This window comes from Cohnella sp. AR92 (assembly GCF_003990975.1).
Lineage (GTDB): Bacteria > Bacillota > Bacilli > Paenibacillales > Paenibacillaceae > Cohnella.
Window position 1 is genome coordinate 255,526 of record NZ_RZJR01000002.1, and the last position, 17,878, is coordinate 273,403.

Sequence of the window (17,878 nt, forward strand, 5' to 3'; positions counted from 1 at the left end):
CTTCCGCCGTTATGAAATCTCTCGCCGACAACATGTCTTCTAAGCTTGCATAGCCATCGGCCGCACGTCGCTCAGCACGGCCAGAAGCTCTCCTTGGTTCTCGTTCACGCCGCTGGCGGTCACCCGAACGCTGCACCGCTTGCGGTACATGGATTCGTCGCCGGCGAACTCGACCGACAAATAATTGTCGGAATAGCCGGCGAGCCAGACCGAGCCGTCCTCGCGCTTCGTAACGCGCTCCGGAATGACCTCCAGCACTTGGCCGACCCAGTTGCGGCTGTATTCGGCCTGCAGCTTCTCCGACAGCTCGATCAGCGCATGGACGCGGGCATGCTTGACCTCTTCGTCGACCTGATCGTCCATGCGCGAAGCCGGCGTTCCGGTGCGCTTGGAGTAAGGGAATACATGCATCTCGGAGAAACCGATGCGTTCCATGAAGCGGTAGCCGTTCTCGTACTGCTCTTCCGTCTCACCCGGGAAGCCGACGATCACGTCGGTCGTGATCGCGACGCCCGGCATCGCTTCCTTGATCCGGGCGATCTTCTCTTCGAACTCCGCCGTCGTGTACTTGCGGCGCATTCTCTTCAGGATCGCGTCGTCGCCGGCCTGAAGCGGGATGTGCAGATGGCGGCACATTTTCTTCGAGCTGTTGAGCACCCGGATCATCTCGTCGTCGATCTGGCTCGCTTCGATGGAGCTGATGCGGATTCTCTCCAGCCCTTCGATCCGATCCAAGTCGGCCAGCAGGTTCGCAAGCCGGTACCCTTCCAGATCGTCGCCGTAGCCTCCGGTATGGATGCCGGTCAAGACGATCTCCTGATAGCCTGCCGCCACGAGCTGCCTCGCTTGTTCGAGCACGCTCTCGGGCGCTCGGCTGCGGGACAGGCCGCGGGACCAAGGAATGATGCAGAAGGTGCAGAAGTTGTTGCAGCCTTCCTGGATCTTCAGGAACGCCCTCGTCCGGTCGGCGAAAGCGGGAACGTCCAATTCCTCGAACTGACGCGTCTTCATGATGTTGCGCACCGCGTTGACCGGCTTCCGGTCCCGCTGAATCTCTTCGATGAAGGACATCAGCTTGTCGCGGTCCTGCGTGCCGACGACCAGGTCGACGCCGGGAATCGCCATGATCTCCGCCGGCGACGTCTGCGCATAGCAGCCCGTAACCGCGATAACGGCGTCCGGATTGCGGCGAACGGCCCTGCGGATGATCTGCCGGCTCTTCTTGTCGCCCGTGTTCGTGACGGTGCATGTGTTGATGACGTAAACGTCCGCGGTCGTCGTCTCGAAGTCGACCTGTTCGTAGCCGTCCTTCTTGAACAGCTGCCACATCGCTTCCGTATCGTAGAAGTTAACCTTGCAACCTAGTGTGTAAAATGCCACCGAAGGCATCGTTCTTCAACCTCCCAGTTCCCCGGATTCGTAAGCGATGCAAGCCAGCGCGACGAGCGCGGCGGTCTCCGTGCGCAGAATGCGCCGGCCCAAGCCGACGGCGACCGCTCCCGCTTCGGCAGCCTGCTCCACCTCGCGCGGATCGAAGCCGCCTTCCGGCCCTACGATCAGCAGGACGCTCGGAGCCTTGCCCGAATCCTTGGCGAATCGTTCTTGAAACGAGGCGAGCGCGGTTCGAAGTCCCGTCCCGCGCCTTCCCTCTTCTTCATAGCATATCAATGTCAGATCGAATCGAGCCATGCCGGCGACGAGCGACTTCCACGAGCAGACGGCGGCGACCTCCGGCACGATTCCCCGGTGAGCTTGTTCCGCCGCTTCCTTGGCGATCTTGCGCCACCGTTCCAGCCGTTTCGCTTCCTTGCGCTCGTCGTACTGGACGACCGTCCGCTGGGACAGGAACGGCTGGAAGGAAGCGGCTCCCGCCTCTGTCCCCTTCTGGATGACGGTCTCGAGCTTATCGCCTTTCGGCAGGCTCTGGGCGACCGTCACCCGCCAGCTCATCTCCGCGAGAGACGTCCTCCGTTCGACGATCGCGGCCGAGATTCTTCCTTGCTCGATCGTCTCGATCTTCGCCAGCACCTCGGTGCCCGAGCCGTCGCAGGCGATGAACTCCTCGCCCGGACGGGCTCTCATCACCGCAGCCAGATGGCGGGCGTCTTCTCCTTCGAGATAGACGCTATCCGAACCGACCTGCTCCGGACTGACAAAATAACGCTGCATACCCTTGCTCCTCCAGATGGACGTATCGTTTTCCTACTATTCTTATGAATGGCCTGCCAGCCTTCAGTAACGCCACCCGTACAAGCTCGGGATGATCGAATGGTCCGCATGATGGCCGAAAATCGAGCCCACAAGCTCGTGCATGCCCTCGACGATCGGCAGAGCGAGCGAGAACAGCGGATCGATCGTGACGTCGCGAAGCGGCGGAATGAAGCACAGCAGAATAAAGATGAAAATGCCCCATTGCTCGTTCTGCGCCATTCGAACCCTCAGCTTGACGGACGCGAACTCTTCGACGATTCGATAGCCGTCCAGCGGCGGCAGAGGGATCAAGTTGAACAGGAATAGAATGACGTTGATATGAATCCAGTAAGCCATAAAGATAGAGACGTTCTCCCGCACCGCGTCGGACGGATTCGTCAACGCGCCCATGCTGACGAGAGCATAGATGACGACAAGTCCGAGAAAAGCAAGCAGCAGGTTGCTGACCGGACCGGCCGCGGTGACGAGAACGCTCATCAGCCGCGGCTGGCGGAACCGGCTTCTGCGAACCGGGACGGGCTTCGCCCAACCGAAGCCGGCCAGCAGCAGGAAGATCACGCCGATCCAATCGATGTGGGCCGCCGGATTAAGCGTGACCCGACCCTGCTCGTAAGCGGTCGTGTCCCCGAACTTCCAGGCGGTCCAAGCATGCGCGAATTCGTGTATCGTAAAAGCGGCCAGCATCGTCACGATGACGAAGGGCATGTGCTCCAGAGGATAGGCGAGAAAGTTCATTCTCCATCACCCTTCGGCTTGCCGGATACGAAGGCGATCCAATCCTCCTGGCGGACCCGGTCGATAATCTCGAAGCCTGCGGCCTGCAAGGCGGCCGCTACGTCATCCTCTTTGTTCTTATAAATGCCGCTCGCGATATAGATGCCGCCGGGCTTCAGCACGTCATAGACGTCGCCGATGAACAGCAGGATGATCTCCGCGAGAATGTTCGCCACGACCAGATCGACCGGAGGACGAACGCTTCGCACCTCGCCGCCTTCCTTCGCGCTGTCCTGCAGCACGCCGAGCAGGTCGCTGAGGCGGACTTCGATTCGATCCGAAAGTCCGTTCAGCTTGACGTTCTCCGTCGCGCTCGATACCGCAACCGGATCTAGATCGAGCGCAAGAACTCGATCCGCGCCCAGCTTGATCGCGCCGATGGCCAGAATGCCGGAGCCCGTTCCCACGTCGATGACGTTGTCTCCCGGGTTGATGGCGCCTTCCAGCGTGCGCAAGCAGAGAGCGGTCGTCGGGTGAGTGCCCGTTCCGAACGCCATTCCCGGATCCAGCTCGATAATGAGCTCATCCGGTCTGGCTTCGTACTCCTCCCATGTCGGCTTGATGGTCAACCGCTCGGATACGGCGATCGGCTTGAAGTATTTTTTCCAAGCGTGGGCCCAATCTTCTTCGTCTACCGCGTCGTAGCTTACCTTGTAGTCCCCGGCGTCGTAGCCAAATTCCGGCAATCCCTTGAGGTGCTCGATCATCTCGGAGCTTATGAGCTCCATGTCGGCATCCTCCGAGAAATACCCTTTGATATAGGCATAGCCGGCGGGAATATCGTTCAAGGGCTTGTCGTACCATTGCCCAAGAGAGGTATCTCTCGGCTTGTCCGGAGACCACGATTCCTCGATCGATACCCCGGCCGCTCCCAGCTCGGTCAAATAATAAGCAACCATCTCTTGAGACGGCTCCGTCGCAAACACGGTCATTTCGAACCAACGCAACTTATGTTCCTCCCCGCAAACTCTAAAAAGCGCCTAACGCGCCTGTGATGACCTTCATTATACACGCAACGTTTCCCCGGACGCAAAAAAAAGACGCCGAACGAGGCGCCTGCTTAGGGTTGGGCTTCTATCGATTAGAAATGACTTGCCGTATCGTTCAAAGACTCCGCGGACGCCGCCACCTTGCCGGAAGCGTCTCCGATCTCCTCGATCGCGGCGACCAGCTCGTTCATCCGGGTTCTCGCGCCCGTAATCTCGCCGATGCTGAGCGCCATGGAGCGAACGATCGTCTCGAAGGCTCTCCTCGTCTCCGCGGACATCAGCGTTCCTTCCTCCATCATGCCCTTGATCTCGATAATCCCGTCGATGACCTCGCCGGTCTGGCGGACGGAATCCGTCACGCAAGCCGCGATCATTCGAACGGATTCCCTCGTCTCGTCGGCAAGCTTCTTCACTTCGCCGGCGACGACCGTGAAGCCGCGTCCGTGAACGCCTGCCCGCGCGGCTTCTATGGAAGCGTTCAAAGAGAGGATGTTCGTCTGATTGGCGATCTCCCGGACGAGATCCGTCATGCGGCTGATCGAAGCGGAGGAGCTGCTCAGCTTATTGAGGGCGGCTTCCATCCCCTCCAGCTTTCGATGGATCGCCGCGATGACGCCTTCCAGGTCTTGTATCCTTCGCTTCCCGTCCATCGACATCTCCATGGTCGACTCCGATTTGGAGGCGCTGGTTTCCACCGCTAGGTTCACCTCCTGACTGCTAGCCAGCAGCTCTTGTACGGAGGCGCTCGTTTGCTCGGTCAGAGCGGCGAGCTCCGTGCTGACGCCGAGAATCTGGGTCTTCACCTCGTGCTTGACTCTCTGGTATTGAAGCTCCTTCTGCTGCTGGTATTCTTTCTCGTAGGCCTCCAGCACGAGCTGCTGCTCCAGATTCAGAACTTTCGCGACGGCTCGGCTTGCGGCCGCGTATTCGCGAGGGGCTCCCGGATGCTCGGACAGAACGTCGAGGATAGCTTCCTGCAGCCTCTGGAAGGCGGCAATATACCATTTCGGTTCCAGTCCGATTCGCAGATGCACCTTGGCGATCATCGACCTTTTGCCGACGTAGCCCTCGTCGATCCGACCGTCGAAGATCTCCGCCACGTGCCGGACAAGCGTCGCTGTCAGCCGGTCCATCGTGCTGTGGGAATGAATGATGTCTTGCAGGCTCCCGACCTCCAAGACCGCCTTGTAGAACTCCCCGACGATGCGGGCCGCGTTCTTCTCCACGACCGGCTTCCACCTTCGAAGCGATTCGAGATCGGCAGCGCCGAGACCGATCATCGCCAATTGCTTCCGAAGAACGGGATCCTCAATCCCGATTGGAAGAGGCTCCTCCGGGATCCTGTCCGTTTCGGAGGAAGAGAGCGTATCCTGCGAATCCTCCGGCCTGCCTGCGAACCTCGTCCACCTGCGTTTGAAGCTCGGCATCGGCTTGCTCACTCTGATCTCCCTTTCCTTTTCCAATAGTGGCCTTCGATCGCCGCGGCCTCCAGAGGACGGCTGAACAGGAAGCCTTGCACGAGCTCGCAGCGAAGATTGTTCAAGAAGCCCAATTGGGTCTCGTTCTCGACTCCCTCGGCGACGACGCTCAGGTTCATCTCGTGCGCCAGCTTGACGATGGCGGTGACGATCGGCGATCGAGCGTTCTTGTCCAACAATTGAATGAACGATTTGTCGATCTTAAGCGTATCCACCGGCAAGCTGGCCAAGCGGCCCAGCGAGGAATAGCCGGTCCCGAAATCATCGATGGCGAGACCGATCCCGAGCTCCCTCAGCTCCAGAAGAACGGCAACGACGGAATCGATCTCTTGCATGACCGCGCTCTCCGTCACCTCGAGCTGCAGAAGCTTGGCCGGAACGCCTCTCCTCGCCAGAACGCCGCGGATTCGATCCGTTAGGCTGCTGCGCTGAAGGTGCAAGGCCGAGATGTTCACCGACACGGGGACGAGCTCATAGCCTAGCGCGCTCCATTCGGCCAATTGGGCGGCTACGCGTTCGATGACCCACTCGCCGATCGGAACGATTAGCCCGGTCTCTTCCGCGAGAGGGATGAATTGCCCCGGGGGAAGCAGGCCTCGCTTCGGATGGTTCCAGCGAATCAGCGCTTCGAAGCCTCCGAGCTGCCTGTCGGGAAGCTTGAACTTAGGCTGGTAGTGCAGCACGAATTGCGCTTGCTCCAACGCTTCGCGCAATTCTCCTTCCAACCGGGCTCGTTCCTGCATCGGTTCCAATGCGTCGTTCTCGTAGACGAACCATCGATCCCCTCCTCCCGCCTTGGCCTGATACATCGCATAGTCCGCCAGCTTGATCAAGGAATCCGCATCCGTCTCCGGCGGAGTATTCCGCAGAGGCTTGATTCCGATGCTGAGCGAGATAAGCATGTCCGAGCCCTTCGCCTCCAGAGGCTCCCGGAACGATTCCAGCAAGGCGTCCGCCCATTCGAGCAGCTCGCGCTCCTCCATCGGCTGCTCCAGCAGAACCGTGAATTCGTCTCCTCCGTAACGATAGACGGTTCCGAGCTCGCCGATCCGCTGCTTTAATCTCTCCGCCGCGCTCCTTAACAATTGATCCCCCATGGAATGTCCGTACCGGTCGTTTTTCCATTTAAAGCCGTCCAGGTCGATGAACAGCAAGTGCTTCCCCGCCCGCTCCTCTTCCGGTCGCATCATCAGATGGGAGAGCCGGGCCCGGAACAATCTCCGGTTAGGGAGTCCGGTCAGCATATCGTAATTGGCCAGCCATTCCAGCTTGCGCTCCGTCATCTTGCGGTCCGTAATATCGGAGAAGACGGCAACGTAATTCGTCGGCCGTTTCCGGTCATCCACGATTGCCGAGATCTTGATCCATTCCAGGAAAATCTCGCCGTTCTTCTTGCTGTTCCAGATCTCCCCTTCCCAGAACCCATTGTCCGTCAATTGACTCCACATCGTTCGGTAGAAGGTTTTGTCGTGCATGCCCGATTGCAGAACGTTCGGTTTTCTTCCGATGACATCCTTCTGCTCGTAGCCCGTCATTCGGGTGAAGGAGGAATTCACCCAGACGATGGACGCCTCCCGGTCGGTTACGATAACGCCCTCGCGGATGTTCTCGAGCGCCTTGGACGCCAGCTCCCATCCGCTCGCATCCGGATTTCTAGCCAAGGGATTCACCTCGATTATGGGCCTGCGGCAGAAGAGCGGGAGACGGCAACGCCAACTTCCGTCCGAACCCTTCTCCCCTTCTCCGCGGCGCGCTGGAGATGCGTTGTGAGTATAATCACAGACGCTCTTGTCGATCATTGTCATTATTTTACTAAATCGTGCATTACAGTATCGTTAACAGCCGAACAAGGAAAGGTTGACGCATCGATGAAGCAATCGAATACTTCCGACGGTTCCTCGCTCGACGGTTCTCGCCTCCGTCCCCCGTTTCCCCCGGTGCGCGAGACCGTCGCCCTGATCTCCGGCATGGACGGCGCGCCGAACGTCTGGAACGACTGCCTGCCCTTGCTCCGCGACCATTATCAGCTTCTGTTATTCGATAAGTTCTCCTTGAGCACCAAGCCGACGCCGGAACAGGAGTGGAACGAATGGGGCGCCGATCTGGCGAGCTTCCTGACCGCCTCGAATACCCCGTTAGCCCATCTGGTCGGCTTCGGGACCGGAGCGGAGCTTGCGATCCGGTTCTCCTTGCTTCATCCCGATAAAGTCGCATCCCTCGTGCTGATCTCTTGGGATCCGATTCATGACGCGATCGCAGGCGACCGTCAATCGGCCTTTCCCGTTTACCGGTTCAAGGAAGTGCGGCATCCCGTGCTGATTCTGGCGGGCGACGCCGATCCGACGATGCCGGTCGCGCATCATGGGCCGACGCTAAGCTTCCTTCCCGATTGCACGCTGTTCACGGTTCCGCGTTCCACGCGCAACGTCATCGCCGAGAGGCCCCGCCTGTCCGCGAGATTGATCCTTCACTTTCTCTCGACGCTGAAGGATCGAACTACGCGCGCGATCGAGCATAGGAATGCGCCCGATGCATGGAAAGAGCAGGTGCTTAGCGCGTTCAGGAATGCCGAGCTTAGAAGAGGCTCCAAGCACGAGTTAACCGTTCGGGTCATGGACAACTTCCACGTCTCGATCGACGGCGAACCGATCCGGGAGGGCCTCAGCCAGCGGAACGTCAAGCGGTTGCTGCTCTATCTCGTCTTCCATCGCTCTCCCATGAGGGAGCAGATCTGCGACGAGTTGTGGCCCGAAGCCTCGCCCGACAACGCGCGCAACCTTCTCAGGGTCAGCCTGTCCCACCTTCGCAAGCTGCTAGCCCGCTATTCCGACTATCCGTTCCTACAGACGGATCGCGACAGCATCCGATTGTGCGGGGCCGTTCGCTGCGACCTGCTTGAATACTCGGACCAAATGGCCGATACGCTGTCGGAACGGGATGAGGAGAGGAAGTGCGAGTCTATCGTTCGGCTGCTTCGGCAGACGCCTCGAACGCTGCTGCACGGATTCTATGACGAATGGGTCACCCATCTGAAAATGAAGCTGGAAAACGAGCTGTTGGAGCTGATCGAGTGGATCGACGGTTTTCTGGAGGAGAGAGGGGAATGGGATCGGGCGATTCGGGTGCTCGAGACCGTTGTCGGCTTGTACCCGGAGGAAGAGCGTTTCTATGACAAAGCCGTCGATTATTACGAACGGTTGAACAGGCCGAAGAAAGAGAAAGGCTTGGGCGACCCAATAAAAACGCTTCGCTGCAGCCCGTGAGGGCAGCAGCGAAGCGTTTATCCTTTAATGACACTGGCCTCCTGCTTGGGAGATAACCTTGCGAGCCTTCTCCATCGCTTCGGATGGCACGTCGACGGTTAGGTTGAACGCCGGGTTCTCTTCGCCGGTTGTCGTCCCGAGCTCGTTCGCCGCTTCCATTCGGGAATCGCCGAGCAGCGAGGCGGACAGCTCGCTCAAGCTGGAATCGGCGCCGGACAGCTTGGAGCCGAAGTCGATTCCTCCTGTCGCCCTCTCCATCCGGAAACGATTGGCCCGAAGGGAGGCGAGCTTGCGAACCGCTTCCTCGGCCTGCTCCTGCGTGCTGAAGCTCGCCTGAAGGGATAGCATGTCCACGGGTTAGTCCCCCTCGTAGCTGGCCGCGCGCTTGTCCGCTTCTGCGGCGCGCTTCTGGGCGACGCGGTCTTCCTCGTCCGCGAGCTCGCTGGAGAACTCCACGTCCTCCGCCTTTGCGGTCGGCAAGGAAGAAGAGGCTCCTGCCTCGCCGGAGCTTCCTTGCTGTCGATAAGTGCTTTCCTTCATTCCGATTAGCCTCCTCGAATAGCGGCAGTTCTAACGATGCCGATGATTCGTTAGGTTGCGCCGAAGGAGAGGAAATCATGCATGGAATGGAGAGGTGCGGCAACTTGGGAACTGTAAGCGCCCTGCCTAGCCGGCATGTCTGCATTGCCTGCCTTATAAGGGCATGGAATTTCATAATAAGCGCCTATAAAGAGCATGGAACGGCTGCTTATCGCGCGTAAACGTGGAGTTTAGCTATCATTGACAGTTGCTTTTCTTATCAGTTACTGCTCGGCTCTTGGCTACGACTTACAGCTGTGCCTGAGGCTGCGGCTTACGGCTTCGGCTCGCGGCTGCGGCTGTGACTTGCGGTTTACGGCTCGCGGCTGCGGGTTGCGACTGCATGCGGATTGCGGCTCTGTGTCGTGTCTACCGCTACGGCTTACAGCTGTGGCCTGAGGCTGCGGCTTACGGAACTGACAGCCCTTATTTGATCGAAAAAGGGTCGTTTTGAATTCTTACGGAACTGAGCGACGTTATTTTTATGTTTTAGCCTTGGCAAGTGGCATTATTATAAAAATAAGGGCTGTCAGATCCTTTAAAATCCAAAAGTCGCCAATCCGCGTCTCTAAAGGTCTCAAATATCCGTTACGAATTGTCGTGGAAAGACAGGCTCCGATAAAAAGCCGGATCGCGCCTCGGGCTTCCGCCTAAGGGTCGATCCGGCTTCGATGAGCGTTCGCTCTATTCGCCGCGGAACGCTTTCTTCATGCGATCGAAAATCGATTCATGATGCTCGTTGCTGGCTTCCTCGCCGCTCTTGGCGGCGAATTGGCGCAGCAGTTCCTTCTGCTCGTCGTTCAGCTGCGTCGGGGTAACGACCGTCACCTTGACGTGCTGATCCCCTTGGCCGTAGCCGCGAAGCTTCGGCACGCCTTTGCCCTTCAGGCGGAAGAACGTTCCGGTCTGCGTGCCGCTCGGAATCTTCAGCTTTACCTTCTCCGTCAAGGTCGGGATCTCGATCTCGTCGCCAAGCGCCGCTTGCGCGAACGTCAGCGGAACCTCGCAATAGATGTCGTCCCCTTCCCGTTCGAAGAAATCGTGAGCTTTGACGCGAAGCACCAGATAGAGGTCGCCGTTCGGACCGCCGCGCACGCCCGCTTCGCCCTCTCCGCTTACGCGCAGCTGCGAGCCGTCGTCCACGCCGGCCGGAATCTTCACGTGAATCTTCCGTTGGCGCTTCACTTGGCCGCTGCCGCTGCAGGTCGTGCAGCGCTCGCGGATGATCTTGCCGCGTCCGCCGCAGTTCGAGCAAGCCCGGCGGTTGACGATTCGGCCGAATGGCGTATTCTGCGCCACTTCCTGCTGGCCGGTGCCGTGGCAGACCGAGCAAGTATCGACCTTGGTGCCCGGCTTCGCTCCGTTGCCGTGACAGGTGTCGCACGTCTCGGTGCGCGGAATGGTGATGTCGGTCTCCTTGCCGAAGACGGCTTCCTTGAACTCGATCGTCATCGTGTACTGGAGGTCGTTCCCGCGCTGCGGCGCGTTCGGATCGCGGCGATTGCCGCCTCCCCCGAAGAACATGTCGAAGATGTCCCCGAACCCGCCTCCGAAGTCCGCTCCGCCTCCGCCGCCTCCGAAGCCGGCCATCGGATCCTCATGGCCGTACTGATCGTAACGCGCGCGCTTCTGGTCGTCGCTCAGGACGTCATAGGCTTCCTTGACTTCCTTGAATTTCTGTTCCGCGTCCGCTTCCTTGTTGACATCGGGATGGTATTTACGGGCCAAGCCCCGGTATGATTTCTTAATCTCTTCCGCAGAGGCGTTCCGGCCTACGCCTAGCACCTCGTAAAAATCTTTCTTGTCGGCCACTTCCCCACCTCCATGAGGAAAGTCAAAGCCGGCTTCCCGGCCGTCGAATGCGCCCCCGGTTCCTCATCTGCCTGCAGGCCCGCGGCTTGATCCCGAGCATCATTCGGAATGACAAGCGCGCCCTGCAAGGCTAACGGAAGAGGACCGAGACGGCAAACCGGCTTAAGAAGCTGCTTTGACTTTCGTTATCGATACAAACCGCTTATTTCTTGTCTTCGTCCACGACTTCGTAGTCGGCGTCGACGACATTGTCCTTCTTCGGCGCTGCTCCCGCGTCGGAAGCGGCTTCTGCGCCTGGGGCGCCTTGCGCGGCTTGCGCTTGCTCATAGAGCTTGACGGACAGCTGTTGCACGATCTCCGTCAGGGATTCGGTTGCCGACTTGATCTCGTCGAGGTTCTCGCCTTCCAGCGCCTTCTTGAGAGCTTCCTTGGCCGATTCCGCCTGGGAAATCTCGCCGGCGTCAACCTTGTCGCCGAGATCCTTAATCGTCTTCTCAACCGTATAGATTAGCTGGTCGCCGGAGTTCTTCGCTTCGATCAGCTCGCGGCGCTTCGCGTCTTCGTCGGCATGAAGTTCGGCTTCCTTCTGCATGCGCTCGATCTCTTCTTTGCTGAGGCCGCTGGAAGAAGTGATCGTAATCTTCTGGCTCTTACCCGTTCCTTTGTCGAGAGCGGATACGTTCACGATGCCGTTCGCGTCAAGGTCGAAGGAAACTTCGATCTGCGGAATGCCGCGAGGAGCCGGCGGAATGTCGCTCAGGATGAAGCGGCCGAGCGTCTTGTTGTCCTTCGCCATTGCGCGTTCGCCTTGCAGGACGTGAATCTCTACCTGCGTTTGGTTGTCCGCGTACGTGGAGAACACTTGGGACTTGCTAGTTGGGATCGTCGTGTTGCGGTCGATCATCTTCGTCATGACGCCGCCAGCCGTTTCGATACCGAGGGACAGCGGAGTGACGTCGAGAAGGACAACGTCCTTGACTTCGCCGGTCAGTACGCCCGCTTGGACAGCGGCGCCGAGAGCGACGACTTCGTCCGGGTTAACGCCCTTGTGCGGCTCTTTGCCCGTCAGCTTCTTGATCGCCTCTTGAACGGCAGGAATACGTGTGGAACCGCCGACCAGAACGATCTTGTCGATCTGCGAAGCGGACAAGCCTGCGTCGGACATCGCTTGGCGAGTCGGAGCCATCGTGCGTTCTACCAGGGAAGCGGTCAGTTCGTCGAACTTCGCGCGGGTCAGCGTCAGTTCCAAGTGCTGCGGAACGCCGTCGACCATCGTGATGAACGGAAGGGAGATCGTCGTGGAGACGACGCCGGACAGTTCCTTCTTCGCCTTCTCGGCCGCGTCCTTCAAGCGTTGAACAGCCGCTTTGTCCTTCAGCAGGTCAATGCCGTGTTCTTTCTTGAATTCGCCGGACAGCCATTCCATGATCGCTTGGTCGAAGTCGTCGCCGCCGAGGTGGTTATCGCCGCTCGTTGCTTTTACTTCGAAGAAGCCGTCGCCCAGCTCCAGAATGCTGACGTCGAACGTACCGCCGCCAAGGTCGAAGACGAGGATCGTTTGGTCTTCTTGCTTCTCAAAACCGTAAGCAAGCGCCGCAGCAGTCGGTTCGTTGACGATACGGAGAACCTCGAGACCGGCGATGCTTCCTGCATCCTTGGTCGCTTGGCGCTGGCTGTCGTTAAAGTATGCCGGAACCGTGATGACCGCTTGGGTAACCGGTTGGCCAAGATAAGCTTCAGCATCGGCTTTGAGCTTCTGCAGGATGATTGCGGAGATCTCTTGCGGCGTGTAGTCCTTGCCGTCGATGTGCTCTTTATGGTTCGTTCCCATGTGGCGCTTGATCGAGATGATCGTGCGGTCCGGGTTGGTGATCGCTTGGCGCTTCGCCGTCTCGCCGATCGTGCGCTCGCCGTCTTTCTTGAAGCCGACGACCGAAGGGGTCGTGCGGTTACCTTCCGGATTCGGAATAACGACGGCTTCGCCGCCCTCCATTACCGCTACGCATGAGTTCGTGGTGCCCAAGTCAATGCCGATTACCTTACTCATATTAAACAGCTCCTTCTCGCAATGTGAACGTGAATGTTGATGCTATCGTTACCCGCTGACTTTAACCATCGCGGGGCGAATGACTTTGTCCTTTAGAATGTAACCGGACTGCACGACCTCGACGACGGTGCCTTCCTCGTACTCGTCGGACTCGACTTGCATGATCGCTTGATGGTATTCCGGATCGAAAGGCTGACCGACAGGGTCCATCGCCTTCAGTCCTTCTCCATCCAGCACTTGCCATAGCTGGCGATAAATCATATCGACGCCCTTCGAGAACGATTGGCTGTCGGCGGACTCGCCGCTGGTCGCCAGCGCTCTTCCGAAATTATCGATAACTGGCAGAAGCGATTCGATCAGCTTGACCGAAGCGTATTGAGCCAGTTCTTCCTTTTCTTTAAGCGTACGGCGGCGATAGTTATCGAAGTCCGCCTGTGCGCGCAAATATCGACCGTTCGCTTCTTCCGCTTGCTTGCGGAGCTCCTCGAGGCGAGGATCTTCCTGAATGACGGCCTCAGTCTCGTTCTCTTGCGTAACTTCCGCTTGCTCCTCGGTCGCCTCTTGGACGATCTCCTCGGCAGCGTTCTCGCGTTCTTGTGCCATCTCTTCGTGCTCCTTCATTTCTGGACTGCTCACGCAGGGATCACCTCCTTACCGTACCACTGGACAAGTCGGGCTATACGGGCTTCACTTGTGGCGTTTGGCGTACCATAACGACATATCCTTGGACAAATAATCCAACAGGCTCATCACCTTCACGTAATCCATCCGGGTCGGTCCGAGAATGCCGATCGATCCAAGGGACTGCCCTTCAAAGGAGAAGGTCGCCGTAATCAAGCTGCACTGGTTAATAGCCTCAACCGCATTTTCCGTCCCGATTCTGACCTGAATGCCTTCTGGAACCGAGTTGAAAAGCTGAAGCAGCTTCGGCGTCTCATCCAGCATATCGAGAATATTCTTCACTTTGCCCGTGTCCTGGAACTCCGGCTGGGTCAGAATATTGGTGGCGCCGCTGAGGAACACCCTCGGCTCCGCCCCTTCGGCCAGCGCCGTCTCCAATACGTTGAGGATTTGCTCGCAGCTGTCGACGATTCGGCCAAGCTCCTTGCCGATCTCGCTGTGGAGCACCGACTTCACCTTAACGAACGGAACCCCGCTCAGCTTGTGGTTTAGCATGTTCACGATCTTCTGAATATCGTCCATGCCGATTCCTTCCGGAATGGTCACGGTTCGATGCTCGACGTGCCCGGTGCTCGTCACGATAATCGCGACGGCCGACGACTCGTTGATCGGTACCAGCTGGAAGTGCTTCAGCGTCGCCTGGAACGTCTCCGGTCCAAGGACGATGGAGGTGTAATTGGTCAACTGCGACAGGATCGTCGCGGTGTGGTCAATCACTTCTTCCCACAGGTTCATCTTCTCGGCGAAGAAGCCCCGGATCTTGCGCATGTCTTGCTCGCCGATCCCGCCCAATTGAATCAGGTGGTCGACGTAATAACGATAGCCTTTGATCGAGGGGACGCGGCCCGCGGACGTATGGGGCTGCTCCAGCAATCCCAGCTCCTCCAGGTCGGCCATCTCATTCCGAATCGTAGCCGGACTAAACGTGACATCCGCCCGCTTCGAGATGCTGCGAGAACCAACCGGCTCAGCAGAACGGATATAATCGTCAACGATTGCATTCAAGATCATTCTCTGGCGTTCGGTCAGCATTCTCGCTTTCCCTCCTTCGATTCGTTAGCACTCATACCTGACGAGTGCTAATCGCTACTACAAAAATACCAAACCGTTCCGGTCGTGTCAAGAACGATCCGTACGGTTTGGCTTTTGTCTGCGTAGATAGGGTCTATTATCGGTTAAGAAGCATTGGATTCGTCCAGCATGCGCACGACGGCGATCTCGTCGCAGCATTGCTGCTTGCTGCAGTGCACGCAATCCGTCCATACTTTCTCCGGGAAAATCTCCTTGTCAACCACTTTAAAATCGTTCTTAAGGAAGAAATCGACCGCATAGGTAAGCGCCATGATCTTCGGGATCTTCATCGCGCGCGCTTCCTCGATCAACGCGTTCACGATCATCGTTCCGAGGCCTTTGCCTTTGTAGCCTTCGGCCATGCCGAGCGAACGGATCTCGACCAGATCGGCGCCAAGGCGGAACAAGGAACCGCAGCCGATCAGCTTGCCGCCTTCCTCGGCGACAAAGAAAGAATCGATATGGCGCAGAAGCGCCTCTCTGGATCGCGGAAGCATGATCCCCTTGGCAGCGTATCCTTGGATGAGCTCGTGCAAGGCTTCAACGTCTGCGGGAAGAGCCTTGCGGCACGTTATGGTCATGTTCACGCCTATCCCTTCTTTCTGTCATTCCAAAAATTATCGATGTGAATAAATATACAACACACCGAATTAAAACTCAATAGTGTTTTTTATCAACTTTATTTGGAGGCTATAGCGGGCGTGCTCGTTCGGCTTCCGGAGCCAATTGACTGCACCTCTTTTATGCATAAATGCTTTACAGTAAGTGAGTATTTGTCTGTGGATCGCAAACCATCAGAGCGGATTGGCGCACACTTTACCGTTCCTCTGCACAGGCCACGTTGTCCAACCTTTAATAGAGAGAAAAGCAGCAGCCACTGCGAACGCGCGACGTTGCCGTACAACGTTATCTCGGGTTACCTCAGTGTTTTTGATCGCCGAATGATGACCTACGGCACGATCTCTGGGCACGACAGAACCTTTACTCGCCTTGATATTGCCGTACGGCACTATCCCATGCCTCCATAGCACCTTTACTCGCCTAGATGTTGCCGTACAGCACTATCTCAAGCCTCCGCAGAACCTTTACTCGCCTAGATGTTGCCGTACAGCACTATCTCAAACCTCCATAGGTCCTTTACTCGCCGAGATGTTGCCACACAGCACGATCTCATGCCACCATAGCACCTTTACTCGCCTTGATTTTGCTATGCAGCAATATCTCGGTCACCACACCTCTACCGTTGAATAAATTCGTTTCAACTGATGTCAGCAGACGAGGTACTGTAGCGACGGCGAAATGAGCCTTCATCTTGGCTGCGGTGCGAAGTTAGTCTCGGTTGAGACTATCTCGGCGCTTCAGCTCGGCTGCGGTGCGAAGTTAGTCCCGGTTGAGACTATCTCGGTGCGTCAACTCGGCTACGGTGCGAAGTTAGTCTCGGTTGAGACTATCTCGGCGCTTCAGCTCGGCTGCGGTGCGAAGTTAGTCCCGGTTGAGACTATCTCGGTGCGTCAACTCGGCTACGGTGCGAAGTTAGTCTCGGTTGAGACGATCTCGGCGCTTCAGCTCGGCTATGGTGCGTAGTTAGTCTCGGTTGAGACTATCTCGGCGCTTCAGCTCGGCGACAACTCGGAGTTAGTCTCCGATGAGACGATCTTTCCGCTGATGTGTCGACCCCTCCGCAATCAAGAGCATACCCAAACAGAAAGGCAGCGCAGGGAATCCCCCGCGCTGCCTATAGGCTACGCCAAGAAAGCGCCGAACACTTCGTTGCCCAGCGGAATGCCGCGCTCGGTCAGGCGCCAGCCTGCCGAGTCGCCTTCGCCGAACCGCTCGAGCAGCCCTTGGCCGCTCAGCTTCGCCAGTTCGGCGCCGAAGACGGCCTCCAGTTCCGCGCCGTCGAACTGGCGCTTGAAGTCGGCCTCCCGCACGCCATCCAGCAAGCGCAGGCCGACCATCATGAAGTCTTCCATCGCTTCGCGAACGCTGACTTCGTTCGCATCCTTGCGCGGAAGCCCGGCGGCCGCCGCGTCGATGTAGGCTTGCACGCCCTTGATGTTCATGTGCCGCGTTCCGAGCGCGTAGCCATGAGCGCCGGCGCCGAGACCGTAATACGGCTCGTTGTGCCAATAGGTCGAGTTATGCCGGCTTTCGTGCCCCGGCTTCGCGAAGTTGCTGATCTCATATTGCGTATAGCCCGCCGCGCCCAGCCTATCGCGCAGATGCTGGTACATCTCGACTTCGAGCTCCTCTTCCGGCAGCGGAAGCTCGCCCCGCTCGTACAGCCGATGGAAGAGGGTGTTCTCCTCGACCTTGAGGCTGTACAGCGAGTAATGCGGCAGGTCGAGCTGAAGCGCCGTCGTCACGCTGTCCGCCAGATGCTTAAGCGTCTGACGAGGCAATCCGAACATCAGGTCGATGGACAGATTCGAGAAGCCCGCCTTGCGGGCGTTCTCGATGCTGCGAATGACGTCGTCCGCCTCGTGAATTCGCCCGATCGCCTTCAGCAGCTCGTTGTCGAACGACTGCGCGCCGAAGCTTATCCGGTTGACTCCGCCTTCCCGCATGGCCGTCAGCTTCTCCAGATCGGTCGTTCCCGGGTTCGCCTCCATCGTGAATTCCGCATCCGCCGCAACTTGGAAGTGGCGGGCGACCGAGTCCAGGAATCGCTTCATCTGAACCGGGTTCAGCACCGTCGGCGTTCCGCCTCCGACGAACACCTTGCGGATCGTCTCGGGAGGCAGCGCCTTGACCGTCAGCTCCATCTCCCGTTCCAATGCGTCCAGATAGGCGTCTACAGGCTGCCCTTCTACGACATAAGAATTGAAGTCGCAGTAGAAGCACTTATTCGTGCAAAAGGGGATGTGGATATACAGCGCGCGAGGCGTCCATCCGTGAACCGCCGGCTTCTTAGCGGCGATAATCTCTTCGGACAATCTTTTCCCCTCCTCTCCTTATCGTTCTTCCTCCATA

General features: G+C 58.1%; 15 protein-coding genes. 1 reads left to right on the forward strand and 14 read right to left on the reverse strand.

The annotated features are described in order from the left end of the window. Positions 1–39: 39 nt before the first annotated feature. The 6 genes from mtaB to ELR57_RS03595 all read right to left on the reverse strand — a co-directional run bounded on the left by mtaB (position 40) and on the right by ELR57_RS03595 (position 7,113). On the reverse strand, positions 40–1,389 hold the full coding sequence (gene mtaB / locus ELR57_RS03570; protein ID WP_126957334.1) for a tRNA (N(6)-L-threonylcarbamoyladenosine(37)-C(2))-methylthiotransferase MtaB: 1,350 nt from the start codon (positions 1,387–1,389) through the stop codon (positions 40–42). A 6-nt stretch (positions 1,390–1,395) separates the two neighbouring features. Then, on the reverse strand, positions 1,396–2,169 hold the full coding sequence (locus ELR57_RS03575; protein WP_126957336.1) for a 16S rRNA (uracil(1498)-N(3))-methyltransferase: 774 nt from the start codon (positions 2,167–2,169) through the stop codon (positions 1,396–1,398). 63 nt (positions 2,170–2,232) lie between these two features. After that, positions 2,233–2,946 carry a site-2 protease family protein gene (locus ELR57_RS03580; RefSeq protein ID WP_126957338.1) on the reverse strand — a complete coding sequence of 238 codons (714 nt, stop codon included), beginning with the start codon at positions 2,944–2,946 and terminating at the stop codon, positions 2,233–2,235. After that, the gene (prmA, locus tag ELR57_RS03585; RefSeq protein ID WP_126957340.1) at positions 2,943–3,932 is read right to left on the reverse strand and encodes a 50S ribosomal protein L11 methyltransferase; all 990 of its coding nucleotides are present in this window, start codon (positions 3,930–3,932) and stop codon (positions 2,943–2,945) included. The genes ELR57_RS03580 and prmA overlap by 4 nt, the downstream gene beginning before the upstream one ends. A 134-nt stretch (positions 3,933–4,066) precedes the next feature. Beyond that, positions 4,067–5,413 carry a globin-coupled sensor protein gene (locus ELR57_RS03590; protein ID WP_126957342.1) on the reverse strand — a complete coding sequence of 449 codons (1,347 nt, stop codon included), beginning with the start codon at positions 5,411–5,413 and terminating at the stop codon, positions 4,067–4,069. Further along, entirely contained in the window at positions 5,410–7,113 is a 1,704-nt protein-coding gene (locus ELR57_RS03595; RefSeq protein WP_158629920.1) for a putative bifunctional diguanylate cyclase/phosphodiesterase, read from the reverse strand. Before ELR57_RS03595 ends, ELR57_RS03590 begins: the two co-directional genes overlap by 4 nt. Positions 7,114–7,320: 207 nt before the next feature. Between ELR57_RS03595 and ELR57_RS03600 the strand changes: the two genes are divergently transcribed. Beyond that, positions 7,321–8,715 carry an alpha/beta hydrolase gene (locus ELR57_RS03600; protein ID WP_126957346.1) on the forward strand — a complete coding sequence of 465 codons (1,395 nt, stop codon included), beginning with the start codon at positions 7,321–7,323 and terminating at the stop codon, positions 8,713–8,715. Positions 8,716–8,739: 24 nt separating this feature from the next. On the opposite strand, the gene ELR57_RS03605 is transcribed toward ELR57_RS03600, so the two are convergent. The 8 genes from ELR57_RS03605 to hemW form a co-directional block, all read right to left on the reverse strand. Continuing rightward, a complete protein-coding gene (locus ELR57_RS03605) occupies positions 8,740–9,069 on the reverse strand; it encodes a hypothetical protein (protein ID WP_126957348.1) in 330 nt (109 codons plus the stop codon). Positions 9,070–9,072: 3 nt separating this feature from the next. Beyond that, a complete protein-coding gene (locus tag ELR57_RS03610; protein WP_126957350.1) occupies positions 9,073–9,255 on the reverse strand; it encodes a YfhD family protein in 183 nt (60 codons plus the stop codon). Between the two features lie 723 nt (positions 9,256–9,978). Continuing rightward, positions 9,979–11,106: a molecular chaperone DnaJ gene (gene dnaJ, locus ELR57_RS03615; protein WP_126957352.1), complete on the reverse strand. Its 1,128-nt coding sequence runs from the start codon at positions 11,104–11,106 to the stop codon at positions 9,979–9,981. Positions 11,107–11,308: 202 nt separating this feature from the next. Then, entirely contained in the window at positions 11,309–13,153 is a 1,845-nt protein-coding gene (gene dnaK / locus ELR57_RS03620) for a molecular chaperone DnaK (RefSeq protein ID WP_126957354.1), read from the reverse strand. A gap of 48 nt (positions 13,154–13,201) precedes the next feature. Beyond that, entirely contained in the window at positions 13,202–13,774 is a 573-nt protein-coding gene (gene grpE, locus ELR57_RS03625) for a nucleotide exchange factor GrpE (protein ID WP_192896518.1), read from the reverse strand. Between the two features lie 66 nt (positions 13,775–13,840). Then, the gene (hrcA, locus tag ELR57_RS03630; protein WP_126957356.1) at positions 13,841–14,866 is read right to left on the reverse strand and encodes a heat-inducible transcriptional repressor HrcA; all 1,026 of its coding nucleotides are present in this window, start codon (positions 14,864–14,866) and stop codon (positions 13,841–13,843) included. A gap of 143 nt (positions 14,867–15,009) precedes the next feature. Then, positions 15,010–15,486, reverse strand: coding sequence for an N-acetyltransferase (locus ELR57_RS03635; RefSeq protein WP_126957822.1), 477 nt, complete (start codon positions 15,484–15,486; stop codon positions 15,010–15,012). Positions 15,487–16,647: 1,161 nt separating this feature from the next. Next, positions 16,648–17,841 carry a radical SAM family heme chaperone HemW gene (hemW, locus tag ELR57_RS03640; protein ID WP_238162388.1) on the reverse strand — a complete coding sequence of 398 codons (1,194 nt, stop codon included), beginning with the start codon at positions 17,839–17,841 and terminating at the stop codon, positions 16,648–16,650. Positions 17,842–17,878 lie beyond the last annotated feature (37 nt).